The organism is Kitasatospora sp. NPDC097691, from assembly GCF_040302665.1.
Classification (GTDB): Bacteria; Actinomycetota; Actinomycetes; order Streptomycetales; family Streptomycetaceae; genus Kitasatospora.
In genome coordinates, this window is sequence record NZ_JBEORY010000007.1 from 94,609 (window position 1) to 106,606 (window position 11,998).

Annotated in this window: 10 protein-coding genes; 6 read left to right on the forward strand and 4 right to left on the reverse strand. The window is 73.9% G+C overall.

All coding sequences use genetic code 11. From position 1 onward, the window contains the following. Positions 1-2 precede the first annotated feature (2 nt). Both ABTY56_RS07415 and hisC read right to left on the reverse strand, forming a co-directional pair. Entirely contained in the window at positions 3-1,388 is a 1,386-nt protein-coding gene (locus ABTY56_RS07415; protein ID WP_350627406.1) for an efflux RND transporter periplasmic adaptor subunit, read from the reverse strand. A 343-nt stretch (positions 1,389-1,731) separates the two neighbouring features. After that, positions 1,732-2,811, reverse strand: a complete 1,080-nt coding sequence (gene hisC / locus ABTY56_RS07420) for a histidinol-phosphate transaminase (RefSeq protein ID WP_350627407.1) — start codon at positions 2,809-2,811, stop codon at positions 1,732-1,734. 345 nt (positions 2,812-3,156) lie between these two features. Here hisC and ABTY56_RS07425 point away from each other — a divergent pair, with 345 nt between their 5' ends. The 4 genes from ABTY56_RS07425 to ABTY56_RS07440 all read left to right on the forward strand — a co-directional run bounded on the left by ABTY56_RS07425 (position 3,157) and on the right by ABTY56_RS07440 (position 8,817). Next, positions 3,157-4,314 carry a LacI family DNA-binding transcriptional regulator gene (locus ABTY56_RS07425; protein WP_350523668.1) on the forward strand — a complete coding sequence of 386 codons (1,158 nt, stop codon included), beginning with the start codon at positions 3,157-3,159 and terminating at the stop codon, positions 4,312-4,314. A gap of 424 nt (positions 4,315-4,738) precedes the next feature. Next, on the forward strand, positions 4,739-5,941 hold the full coding sequence (locus ABTY56_RS07430) for a metallophosphoesterase (RefSeq protein WP_502893050.1): 1,203 nt from the start codon (positions 4,739-4,741) through the stop codon (positions 5,939-5,941). Positions 5,942-6,169: 228 nt separating this feature from the next. Next, a complete protein-coding gene (locus tag ABTY56_RS07435) occupies positions 6,170-7,093 on the forward strand; it encodes a hypothetical protein (protein WP_350627409.1) in 924 nt (307 codons plus the stop codon). 149 nt (positions 7,094-7,242) lie between these two features. Continuing rightward, positions 7,243-8,817, forward strand: coding sequence for an alpha/beta hydrolase family protein (locus tag ABTY56_RS07440; RefSeq protein WP_350627410.1), 1,575 nt, complete (start codon positions 7,243-7,245; stop codon positions 8,815-8,817). 72 nt (positions 8,818-8,889) lie between these two features. Here the strand turns inward: ABTY56_RS07440 and ABTY56_RS07445 are convergent, their stop codons facing one another. After that, positions 8,890-9,816 (reverse strand): LysR family transcriptional regulator, encoded by a 927-nt coding sequence (locus tag ABTY56_RS07445; RefSeq protein ID WP_350627411.1) that lies wholly within the window; start codon positions 9,814-9,816, stop codon positions 8,890-8,892. A gap of 156 nt (positions 9,817-9,972) precedes the next feature. On the opposite strand from ABTY56_RS07445, the gene ABTY56_RS07450 reads away from it, so the two are divergent. Both ABTY56_RS07450 and ABTY56_RS07455 read left to right on the forward strand, forming a co-directional pair. Next, entirely contained in the window at positions 9,973-10,581 is a 609-nt protein-coding gene (locus ABTY56_RS07450; RefSeq protein ID WP_350627412.1) for a dihydrofolate reductase family protein, read from the forward strand. Between the two features lie 38 nt (positions 10,582-10,619). Continuing rightward, complete coding sequence (locus tag ABTY56_RS07455) at positions 10,620-11,006, forward strand: VOC family protein (RefSeq protein WP_350627413.1); 387 nt, start codon at positions 10,620-10,622, stop codon at positions 11,004-11,006. Positions 11,007-11,164: 158 nt separating this feature from the next. Here the strand turns inward: ABTY56_RS07455 and ABTY56_RS07460 are convergent, their stop codons facing one another. After that, positions 11,165-11,995: a hypothetical protein gene (locus tag ABTY56_RS07460; RefSeq protein ID WP_350627414.1), complete on the reverse strand. Its 831-nt coding sequence runs from the start codon at positions 11,993-11,995 to the stop codon at positions 11,165-11,167. Between the last annotated feature and the right edge of the window lie 3 nt (positions 11,996-11,998).

Genomic DNA, 11,998 nt, shown 5'->3' on the forward strand with positions numbered 1-11,998 from the left:
GCTCAGCCCCGACCGCCCCGGCCGCCGCCGCCACCGCCGCCGCCCGCACCGCCGCCGCCGCCCGGGAAGACCCCGGCGCCGCCGCCGGCCCCGCCGCGGTTGCCGCCGGCGCCCGGGAAGGAACCGTTCGGGAAGCCGTTGCTGCCGCTGGTGGTGGGGAGTTCGACCTTGTCGCCCTCCTTCAGCCCGGAGACCACCTGGACCGTGCTGTCGCCCTCGACGCCGACCCCGACGGTGACCCGCTCGGTGGCGCCGTTCTCGTGCACCACGGTCGCGGTGCGGGAGGTGCCGGTGCCCGACAGGGCGGAGGTGGGCAGCGAGAGCGCGTTGTCGGCCTCGCCGGTGATCACCTGGACGGTGGCGCTGAGGCCGGTGCGCAGCGTGCTGGTGTCGCCGCCCAGCTGGAGCGTGGCCGCGTACTGGACGGCGGAGGAGCCGGCCGCGCCGCCGGAGCCGCTGCTGCTGGGCAGCGAACTGACCGACAGGACGGTCGCGTTGAGCTTGGTTTCGGACTGCGCGTTCAGCGTGACGGTGGCCGCCTCGCCCTTCTTCAGCTTGAGCGAGTCGAGCTCGGAGAAGTTCGCGGTGACCTGCATGCCGGTCGGGTTGGTGAGCACGATGAAGCCGCTGGGGGAGCTCGAACCCGTGCTGGTGCCGGTCGACTTGGCGGAGCCGCTGCCGGTGGACCCGGAGGCGGTCGCGCCGACCGTGTCGCCGACCTTGCTGGAGATCGAGGCGACGGTGCCGTCCGTCGAGGCCGTCAGCGTCGTCCCGGCCAGCGCCGCCTGGGCGTTGGAGAGGCTGGTCTGCGCGGTGGCGACCTGCTGCTCGGCCTGGGCCACGGCCGCGTCGTCGATCTTGGTGGTGGTGATGGTGGTGGTCTGCGGGGCGGGCGTACTGCTCCCGCCCGCCCCGCGTCCGCCACCGCCGCTGCCGGACCCGCCACCGGACCCCCCGGAGGTCGAGGCCGGCAGCGGCTCGGTGGTCGTGGTGGTGACCCCGGCCTGCGCCTTGGTGAGGTTGGCGTTGGCCGTGGTGAGGGCCACCCGGGCCGCGTCCACCTGCTGCTGGGCCGCCGTGGTGTCGACGGTGGCGAGCACCTGGCCCTTCTTCACGGCGTCCCCGACCGCGACCTTGACCGCGGTGAGCTTGCCACCGGTGGTGAAGTCCTGGGCCGCGTCGGTGGGTGAGATCAAGGTGCCGGTTCCGGACACGGTGGCCAGGACCGTTCCCTTGCCGACCGTCGCCGTGCGGGTCGTGGGCTTGGCCGCGGCCGGACCGGAGCTGCCGCTGACCGTGGCGTACACCAGGGCCGCACCGCCCAGCAGGGCCACGCCGAGCGCGGAGTTGACGAGGACGGCACCGCGCCGCCGTGGGAGCACCTTCATGCCGGACAGCTTCGCGGGGCGCTCTTTCGGAGACCTGAGCGCAGGCTGGGAGAAGACTGGACGACCGGATCCGGGCATTCCGGGCAGAGTGCCCGGCTCGCGCGGCCCGCTTGGCCGCTCCGTGGCCGATCGTTGGCCCAACTCCCAGCGGGCTCCCAGCGATCCACAGCCATCCTGGAGCGATCCGGGACGGAACCGGGACAACTCCGGGACGGCCGGGGGACGGCTCCGGAACGGCGACGGAAAGCCTGCGGAACGGCTGCGTGAACGGCTGAACGCCGCAGGGGCGCGCCGGTGGACGGCGCGCCCCTGCGGGTCGTGCGAGCCTTGCGGCTCCGGAAGGTCAGAGCGACTTGCGGAAGGCCTCCGCCACCGACAGGAAGATCGAGTTGCCCTCGGCCTCCCCGATCGACACCCGCACGCCCTCCGGGAACGGCCGCACGATCACGCCCGCCTCGGCGCAGGCCGCGGCGAACTCCGCCGAGCGCTCGCCGAGCCCCAGCCAGACGAAGTTGGCCTGCGAGTCCGGGATCTCCCAGCCCTGGGCGCGCAGCCCGGCCACCACCCGGTTGCGCTCCTCGACCAGCGCGTCGACCCGCTCCAGCAGCGCCTCCTCGGCGCGCAGCGAGGCGACGGCGGCGTCCTGGGCGAGCTGGTTCACGCCGAACGGGACGGCGGTCTTGCGCAGCGCGGCCGCCACCGGCTCGTGCGCGATCGCGAAGCCGACCCGCATGCCCGCCAGGCCGTACGCCTTGGAGAAGGTGCGCAGCACGCAGACGTTGGGGCGGTCGCGGTAGAGGTCGATGCCGTTGGGCACCTCGGGGTCGCGGATGAACTCGATGTAGGCCTCGTCCACGACCACCAGGACGTCACCGGGGACGGCGTCCAGGAAGCGCTCCAGCTCGGCGCGGTGGATCACGTTGCCGGTGGGGTTGTTGGGGTTGCAGACGAAGATCAGCCGGGTGTTCGGGGTGATCGCGGCGAGCATCGCGTCCAGGTCGTGGTCGCCGGTCTCGGTGATCGGCACCGGGACGGGCGTGGCGCCGGCGATCTGGGTGATGATCGGGTAGGCCTCGAAGGAGCGCCAGGCGAAGATCACCTCGTCGCCCGGGCCGGCCGTGGCGAGGATCAGCGACTGGGCGACGCCGACCGAGCCGGTGCCGGTGGCGATGTGCTCGGCGGGCACGCCGAAGCGCTCGGCCAGCACCGCGGTCAGCTCGTTGACGCCCATGTCGGGGTAGCGGTTGAGCGAGCCGGCCGCCTGGACGGCCGCCTCCAGCACGCCGGGCAGCGGGGCGTACGGGTTCTCGTTCGAGGACAGCTTGTAGGCGTCGGCGCCGGCCGGCTTGCCGGGCTTGTAGGTGGGGATGCCGTCCAGGGTCGGCCGCAGGCGCGGGCCCTGCGCTGACGTACCACTGCTCACGGTCGTACTCCGTTTCCAGAAGTTGCACAACTGTCCGGTGCGCTCGCCCGCCACGGACGGGTTCGCCCCCGTGCCCGGGATCTCCTGACGCGCCCGGACCACCCCGGTCGGGTGCCTTGCACCATACCGACCGCCCTCACCCGTAGGAGTGAGATGCCCGGTCGGGTTACAGGTGCAGATCAGCCATTCTGCCCGGTTCCTTTGGCACATGTCAGAGGTAAGAGGCCTGGTTTCGGGCGGGGATCGAAGGGGCGCACCCCGGCTCACTCTTGGAGAAACGTATCTCCGAAGGCTCCCGATGCGCCGGTCACAGACCCTTGTCAGGAGCCATACGATCGGTCCGCCATGACAGCAGCAGCCAACCAGAGCGGTCGGCGACCCACCACCTCACGGCGTCTGGAGCGGGCAGGCATCCGGGATGTGGCGGCAGCCGCCGGAGTGTCGATCACCACCGTCTCCGACGCGCTGAACGGTAAGGGCCGCCTGCCCGACGAGACCCGCAGCCGGGTGCGCGAAGTCGCCGAGCGCCTCGGCTACCGCCCCTCGGCGGCGGCCCGCACCCTGCGCACCGGACGGTCCGGCCTGATCGGGCTGACCGTCACGACGTACGGCGAAGAGCCCTTCACCTTCACCGAGTTCGCCTACTTCGCCGAGATGGCCCGGGCCGCCACCAGCGCCGCCCTCGGCCGCGGTTACGCGCTGGTGGTGCTGCCCGCCTCGTCGCGCCACGACGTCTGGGGCAACATCGCCCTGGACGGCACCGTGGTGATCGACCCGCCCGACCAGGATCCGCTGGTCAGCGAGCTGTACCGGTCCGGCGTCCCGGTCGTCAGCGACGGCAAGCCGGGCAACTGCCCGGTCACCGCCTGGGTCGACAACGACCACGAGGCCGCCGTCCTCGGCATCCTCGACCACCTGTCCGAAGCCGGCGCCCGCCGGATCGGCCTGCTCACCGGCACCAGCACCGACACCTACACCCGGCTCTCCACCGAGGCCTACCTCGGCTGGTGCACCAAGGTCGGGCAGGAACCGGTGTACGAGGCCTACCCGGCGCACGACCCGGCGGCCGGCGCGGTCGCCGCCGACCGGCTGCTCGCCCGCCCCGACCGGCCGGACGCCGTCTACGGCCTGTTCGACCCCAACGGGACGGACCTGCTCGCCGCCGCCCGCCGCTACGGCCTGCGGGTGCCGGACGACCTGCTGCTGGTCTGCTGCAGCGAGAGCGACGTCTACGCGGCCACCGAACCGCCGATCACCACGCTCTCGCTCAAGCCGCGCAAGATCGGCACCACCGTGGTCAACCTGCTCATCGACGCGATCGAGGGCGTGGACTCCGGGACGGGCGTCGACATCGCGCGGCTCTTCCCGCCCCGGTTCCGCACCGCCGGCAACGGACCGCCGCCGGGCACCCTGATGCCGACCGAACTGATCGTCCGCGCGTCCTCCCAACGCCGGAGCCCGCGCACCACCGTCAGCCCGCCCCGCCCCCCGGGCGAGGTCTAGACCGCCGACGCCGACCGGCGTCGGCGGGGCACCGACCGGGGCGCGGATCGGGGCACCGGCCGGAGCCCCGACCGGCCCAGCCGGACACCGACCGGAGCCGGGCGAGCACGAAAGACGCCCGGCCAGAGCTGACGAGACCCTATCGAGCCAGGACAAAACGGACCCTCAAGGGCCGCCCGGCTGACGCTCCGGAGGATTGGATGCCCACCAGGTGACGACGGCGGGAGAGTGGTCTTCCTATGATGGGCGAATGACACCCGAGGACCGCTTCCCCGGGCCCGAGCACCCCCACTCGGGCCCCCGCCATCAGCCGGACCTCGACGTGCTGCCGTACGGCACCTATTACGAACCCGAGCCCGCCCAGACCTACCCGGGCACCCCGTACGACGCCGAGACGTACAGCGGCTACGGCGGCGCCCGCTACCTGGAACAGCACTGGACCTCCGACGGGCAGGGCCACACCGTGCACGCCCAGGGCCAGACGGTGAACCAGTCCACGGCGTTCTCGCACCAGGACCACGCGGGCTACGACGGCCGGACCGGGTACGAGGAGCCCACGGCCTACGACGGCCAGGAGCGCTCGGCCTACGACAGTCAGGAACACGCGGCCTACGACGGTCAGGAGCACGCGGCGTACGAGGACAACAGCGGCTACGACGACCGCGCCGGCTACGAGCCGACCCTCCCCGACCAGCCCTCCCCGGCCCTCCAGCTCGCCGGCCGCGACGACCCGCCGACCATCGAACTCGGCCCGCCGCTGCCGCTGCCCGACCCCGCCGCCCCGACCTACCCCTACCCGGCCCCCGGCCCCGGCGAGCCCCCCGGCCCGGTGTACGTCGTCGGCGACGTCCACGGCTACCTGGAGGAGCTGCGCGCCGCGCTGCACGGCCAGGGCCTGATCGACGCCGACGGCCACTGGTCGGCCGGCCGCGCCCGGATCTGGTTCCTCGGCGACTTCACCGACCGCGGCCCCGACGGCATCGGCGTCATCGACCTGGTCATGCAGCTCGCCGCCGAGGCCGCCGCGGCCGGCGGCTACTGCCGCGCCCTGATGGGCAATCACGAACTGCTCTTCCTCGGCGCCGCCAAGTACGGCGACGAGCCCGTCCAGTCCACCGCCGGCACCGCCTCCTTCCTGGCCGCCTGGCGGCTCAACGGCGGCCAGCAGAACGACCTGGACCGCCTGGAGGCGCACCACATCAGCTGGCTGTCCCGGCTCCCCGCCATCGCGCTGGAGGACGACCACCTGCTGCTGCACTCCGACACCACCGCGTACCTGGAGTACGGCGAGTCCATCCCCGACGTCAACGACGCCGTGCACGGCCTGCTCTCCGACGGCAGCGTGGACGAGTGGTGGGACTGCTTCCGCCGCTTCACCAAGCGCTTCGCCTTCCGCGGCGACGCCGGACCGACGGCCGTCCACGAGCTGCTGGACACCTACGGCGGCACCCGGATCGTGCACGGGCACAGCCCGATCCCGTACCTCACCGGCGCGGTGCACGCGGACGACGGCCAGCCGCCGCACATCCCCGGACCGTACGTGTACGCGGACGACCTCGCGGTGGCGATGGACGGCGGCGTCACCATGGAGGGGCGGCTGCTGGTCGCCCGACTGCCCATCAACTGACGGCAGTCGTCGAACGGTTGTTCCCGGCGCCCGGGCCGTCGCACACGCGCGGCCCGGGGCGCGAAATTCCGGAAACCGACTGTCAGCCCGGGCACACCCGCCCCTACCATGAGGCACACCACACCCGGCCGCCCGTCCGGCGGCCCGCCTCCGCGCCCGTTTCGGCGTCCTGAGGGCGCCCGCGCCCCCGGGGCGGAGCGAACCGGGGTCCGCACGAACGGGGTCCCCATGTCCAACCCCCCGCCGATGCTCGCCGAGGACCGCCCGGAGTACGAGCGCCTCCTCGCCGAAGCCCTGCGCGACCGCACAGTCCTCACCGCCCTGCGCGCGCCCGGCGCGCTCACCACCGACCAACTGCGCATCCGCGCGCTGCGCGACGCCGACGGCATCAACGCCGCCGCCGGCACCGAGTACGCGCACTACGCCCGGCTGCGCGAGAGCCTGCGCACCACACCCCCGCCACCACCCGGCGCCGAACCCACCGCCCCCGGCCTGCTCACCCAGCTGCGCTCCGCGAACGGCGGCGCCGGGCTGTTCCCCGTCCTCACCGTGCTCACCCCGATCCTGGCCTGGGCCGCCGCCGTCCTCCTGCTGCTGATCGGCTACCTGCTGCGCGCCGCCGACCCGGACCTCGCCCTCGCCCGCTCGCTCGTCACGGCCGGCTGGGTGGCACTCGCCGCCGGCGTCGCCGCGATGGCCATCGGCATCGTCGGGCTCCTCCTCACCGCCATACGCGACGGCGCCGCGGCCGCCCCGGCCGGCACCGACCCGGAGCTCGCCGCCGAACTCGCCGACGCCCGCACCGAGTGGCGCACCGCGCTGCGCGACCGCGGCCTGCTGCCCTACCTGCACGCCGCACTCCCGCCGGTGCCCGGGCACGAACCCGCTCCCGACCGCAGCACCGCTCCCGGCCGCGGCACCGACGCCGACGCCGACGCCGACGGGGGATCCGCCACCGCCGAACGGCCCGACTTCAGCAGCCCCGACTTCAGCAGCCCGGGATACACCTCCCCCGCCTTCACCAGCCCCGGCCCCGACGGCCTGACCGACCCCGAGGGCCGCACGCCCCGCCCCGCCGCGTTCACCACCCCCGACTTCACCGGCCCCGGGTACACCCCACCGGCCTTCACCGGCCCCGACGACGTGACCTGACCCGTCGAACACAACTCCCGGCGACCCAACCCGAGTTCGAATAAGGGGGATGCATACACCCCCGATCCGGGTGTGACCACCATCGCCCGGCCACCGCCTCCCCGCCAGGCTGGAAGCACACCAGACCGCCGACCCGGGGGAGGCCGATGATGAGCATCGGACGGACCGGACCACAGCACACCGCGCCCACCCGCACCGGACGGACGGCACTGCTGGTCGCCGCCCTGCTGGCGGCCCTGCTCGGGCTGCTCCCCGGCGCAGGGCCGGCACATGCCACCACCACGAAGGCCCCGAGCGGGGGAGCCACGACCACGAGTACCCCGGCCACGAAGGCCCCGGCCACGACGGCCCCCAAGCCCCCGAAGCCCCCGACCGCGAACCCGGCCGCCGCGACCGACCCGGTCGGCACCCGGGTCGACTTCGCCGGCGCCGGCGGCACCGTCCTGCACGGCCTGGTGCTGACCCCGCCCACCGCGACGGCCGCCCACCGCGGCCCCGGGTTGGTCATGGTCCCCGGAGCCGGCCCGGGCCCGCTGAGCGAACTGCGGCCGGCCGCCGAGGCGTACGCCCGCCGCGGCATCACCACGCTGATCTTCGACAAGCGCACCGACGGCTACTCGATGACCCACCGCGACTACGGGCAGCTCGCCGACGACGCCCTCGCCGCCGTCCGGCTGCTGCGCTCCCGGCCGGAGGTCGCACCCGGCCGGGTCGGCCTGTGGGGCCTCTCCGAGGGCGCCTGGGTGGTCTCGCTCGCCGCCGCCCGCTCCGGCGACGTGGCGTACCTGGTCACGGCCGGCGCGGTCGGCCTCACCCCGGCCCGCCAGCAGGCCTGGGCGTACGACGGCTACCTGCGCCACGCCGGCGTCTCCGGCTCACTGCGCACCGCCCTGCCCGACAGCTCGGTCCGGGTGCTCGCCGCCGCCGGGCTCTTCCCGGAGGCCGACTACGACCCGGTGCCGGTGTGGGAGCGGGTCCACCAGCCCGTCCTCGCCGAGTGGGGCACGCTCGACCGCGAAGCCGCCCCGCAGGAGAGCGCCGCGATCATCCGGCAGGCCCTCGACCGCGCCGGCAACACCCACTACACGCTGCGGACGGTCCCCGGCGTCCGGCACAACCTGCACCTGACCGACGACGACGGGTACGACCGGCCGGACCGGCTGCCGCCGGACTACGCCGACACCGAGACCGCCTGGATCCAGCGGCTCGCCACCGCGCTCCCCGCCGCCTCCGCCGATCCGGCACCGCACCAGGCCACCCTCAGCCACGCGTTCGCCCCGCTGCCCTGGTACCAGCGCGCCTGGGCCGAGGCCGTCGCCACCCTGCTCTGCCTGACCGGCTTCGCGGGCTACGCGCTGACCGGCGCCGCCCGCCGGATCCGCCGCCGCCCGCGCCCCGCCGCCCTGCCCCGCGCCGCCCGCTGGGCGGCCGTCACCGGCACCGCCGCGCTGCTGGGCGGGCTCGGCTACCTGTTCTTCCTGATGGTCACGGCCGCGATGTTCCCCGGGCCGGTGCTGTTCGGCCGCCCGGTGGTCTGGCTGGCGGTGCAACTGCTCGCCCTGGTCGCCGTGGGATCGGCCGGCGTCGCCGCCGGCACCGCGCTGCGACGCCGGGCCGCCCTCGCCGCCACCCGCGGCCTCGACCGCGCCCGGCTCGGCGCGCTGCTGCTGGCCTCGGCGATCTTCGTGCCCTGGGCCCTGTCGTGGGGCCTGCTGCTGCCCTGACGACGGACCGGCTCCTCATGACCCGCTCCCCTGCCCGGGGAGCGGGTCGGCCCCGTGCGGGCAGGGCGCCGGTCAGCCGGCCGCCACGACGCACGACGGCGCAGCCCCGACGGCCCGCACCCCGGCGGCGTCCGCCGCCGCCCGGACGAACGCCAGGACCCGGGCGGTCGAGTTGCCCTCCCGCCAGATCGGGCCGCGTTCGATCGGCGGCGCGTCATGGATCGGCACGTAGGCGACGTCCGGGCGCGGGTAGTAACGGCGGGAGTGCTCGCCGACCGGCAGCACGCCACGGCCCATGGCGACCAGGCTGAGCATCTCGGAGAACGTCCCGCCGGACGGGCCCCTGGTCACCGGGCGACCGGACGGCGTGTGGTCGGGGGTGCGGTCGCGCTTGAAGGCCGCCGAGGTGACGGCGGGGTACTGCACCACCGGGTGGTCGGCGAGCACCTCGATCGACACCGACCGCTCCGCGGCCAGCGGGTGTCCGACGGCCACCGCGAGGACCCGCTGCTCGGTCAGCAGGACCGGCCCGTTGGCCATGCCGTCGAACGGGTAGGAGGCGATCAGGACGTCCACCGAGCCGTCCACCAGGCTCGCCCGGGAGTTGGAGAGCTGGACCTCGCGGACGTCGACCCGGCAGTCGGGGTGCCGCTCACCGAACAGCGCGACCGCCTTGAGCAGCACCGGCGCCGTCCACTCGCCGAGGAACGCGACCCGCAGCTCCCCGGTGACCCCGCGGCTGGCGTCCTCCGCCCGGCGCAGGGCCGCCGCCATCGCCTCCACCACCGGGACCAGGTCGTCGGCCAACTGTCCTCCCACTGCGGTGAGTCGGACCGACCGACTGGTACGTTCGAACAGCGGGCCGCCGATCCGGCGCTCCAGCTTCTTCACCACCTGGCTGACCCGCCCGGTGGTCAGGTGCAGCCGCTCGGCCGTCCGGCCGAAGTGCAGTTCCTCCGCGAGCGCGAGGAAGACCTCGACCTCCAGCCGCTCCAGCATCCGCCCGCCCCGCCCCTCGATCGTTGAATCCAGCTCAACGATCGTACGTGGATCACGCGTTGATGGCGGGTCCGTTCCGGAGGATCGTGGAACACGTCACCGACCGCGCGGAACAGCCCGCGGCGAACCCCCGAGTCCCGCCCGGAGCCCCACACCATGACCAGCGCCACGCGCCCCGCCACCGCCCCGACAGCCGACACGACCGCCGCCACGACCGCAGGCAGGGCCTCCGGGCGCCGGATCACCGCAGGCCTCTTCATGTCCCTGGACGGCGTGGTCGAGGCCCCCGAGACCTGGCACTTCCCGTACCTGAACGAGGAGATGGGCGCCGTGGTGGGCGGCCTCGCCGCCGCGGCCGACACCCTGCTGCTCGGCCGGCGCACCTACGAGACCTTCGCCGCCACCTGGCCGCACCGGACCGGCGAGATGGCGGACGCGCTCAACGCGATCCCCAAGCTGGTCGTGTCCACCACGCTCGACGAGGCCGAGTGGAACAACTCCACCGTCCTCGGCGGTGACCTCGTCGCCGAGCTGACCGAGCTGAAGCGCCGGCCGGGCCGCGACATCAGCCTCTCCGGCTCCGTCATGCTCACCCGGTCCCTGCTGCGCGCCGGGCTGATCGACGACCTCCACCTGCTCGTCCACCCGATCGTCCTGGGCTCCGGCATCCGCCTGTTCACCGAGCAGGACCGGATCCCGCTGCAGCTCGCCCACTCGGCCACCTTCAGCACCGGCGTGGTCCACCTGCACTACCGGCAGGCCTGACCACCACCCCGGCACCCTCACCCACCGAAGGACCCACCATGCGCGTCATCGCTTTCGACCACCTCGTCCTCAACGTCTCGGACGTCGAGCGTTCCCTGGCCTTCTACGCGGGCCTGCTGGGCCTGGAGCCCGTCCGCGTCGACGAGTGGCGGGCCGGGAAGGTCTCCTTCCCGTCCGTCCGCGTCACCGCCGACACCATCATCGACCTGACCGACCGGCCCCGGCAGGAGTCCAACGTCGACCACATCTGCCTCACCGTCGAACCCCTCGACTGGCAGGAGGTCATCGACGCCGGCACCTTCACCGTCCTCGAAGGCCCCGTCCCCCGCTACGGCGCCCGCGGCACCGCCACCTCCGTCTACGTCAGCGACCCCGACGGCAACACCGTCGAACTCCGCTGGTACCCCGAGGACGCCACCCACTGACCACGGTGCCGCCCCGGACCCACGGGGGTGGACCGGGGCGGCACCGTCCGATGCGACGGGGGCCGTTGCGCAGAGCCCGGCCGGTTACGGACGGATCGCCTCGAAGACCTCGATCTCGCACTTCGCGGCGCTGCTGCGGCTGATCCTCCGCGGGCCGGTCAGCCCGAAGACTCGAACGTCAGTCGGCTGCCCCAGGCCGCGCTCCCGCCACTGAGCCAGACAGCCAGCCCCGTGTACGTGAAGACGCAGCCGAAACCCACCCCCCAGTCGTCGCCGTCGTCGTAGCGGAGGGAACGGTCCGCGAAGGCGGTTCGGAGGTCGTCGAGCGGTATCACGGTGAAGGCATCGCCGGATTCCACCGCGAAGTGGCGGACCTCGATCCAGCCCTCGCGCACGTACGGGAGCAGCGGAGCGAGCCGGCGGTCGACCCACTCCGAGAGCTCGACGCCGGCCGACTCGGTCGGCAGGTCCTCCCAGATGCCGAACGGCCCGGTGAGCAGGCCGCCGGCCTCGGAAGCGCAGACCAGGACCTCCTGTTGCTCGCGGGTGAGCTCGTCCCAGCCGGGCAGACCGTCACCGACCACAACCGGAAGCGTGCTCGCCTGCCACCACTCGCGCGCGGGCTCGGTGGCGTCCAGGTCGAACGTCACCGCCGCCTCCGGGCTCCGGAGCCAGTTGGCCGGCTCGGCCAGCACGTCCTGCAGCTGCGAGCCGGTCAGGACGGGATCGGTCGGGGCGGCACCGAGACCCTGCCGCGTCCGGACGGTGAGCAGGCCGCGTTCGACGAGGTCCAAGGCCACCGAGGCCAGCCGTGGCACCAGCGCACGCTGTTCGTCCTCGGTGTAGCTGCGCAGCAGCGGAGCATCCTTCGCCCCGGCCCATCGGAGATCGATTCCGTACTGCTGGATCGTCCCGGCCAGGCGGGACTGCCACAGACCACGGCGCATCAGTGTCTGCTCGGCCGGGCTCAAGGCGGTCCAAGGCTTCACGGC

What these genes read in the sequence shown, in the direction of transcription:
- ABTY56_RS07455 (WP_350627413.1), top strand. Translation starts at nt 10,620, where the DNA reads ATGCGCGTCATCGCTTTCGACCACCTCGTCCTCAACGTCTCGGACGTC.
- ABTY56_RS07415 (WP_350627406.1), bottom strand. Translation starts at nt 1,388, where the DNA reads ATGAAGGTGCTCCCACGGCGGCGCGGTGCCGTCCTCGTCAACTCCGCG.
- ABTY56_RS07440 (WP_350627410.1), top strand. Translation starts at nt 7,243, where the DNA reads ATGAGCATCGGACGGACCGGACCACAGCACACCGCGCCCACCCGCACC.
- ABTY56_RS07445 (WP_350627411.1), bottom strand. Translation starts at nt 9,816, where the DNA reads ATGCTGGAGCGGCTGGAGGTCGAGGTCTTCCTCGCGCTCGCGGAGGAA.
- ABTY56_RS07435 (WP_350627409.1), top strand. Translation starts at nt 6,170, where the DNA reads ATGTCCAACCCCCCGCCGATGCTCGCCGAGGACCGCCCGGAGTACGAG.
- ABTY56_RS07425 (WP_350523668.1), top strand. Translation starts at nt 3,157, where the DNA reads ATGACAGCAGCAGCCAACCAGAGCGGTCGGCGACCCACCACCTCACGG.
- ABTY56_RS07450 (WP_350627412.1), top strand. Translation starts at nt 9,973, where the DNA reads ATGACCAGCGCCACGCGCCCCGCCACCGCCCCGACAGCCGACACGACC.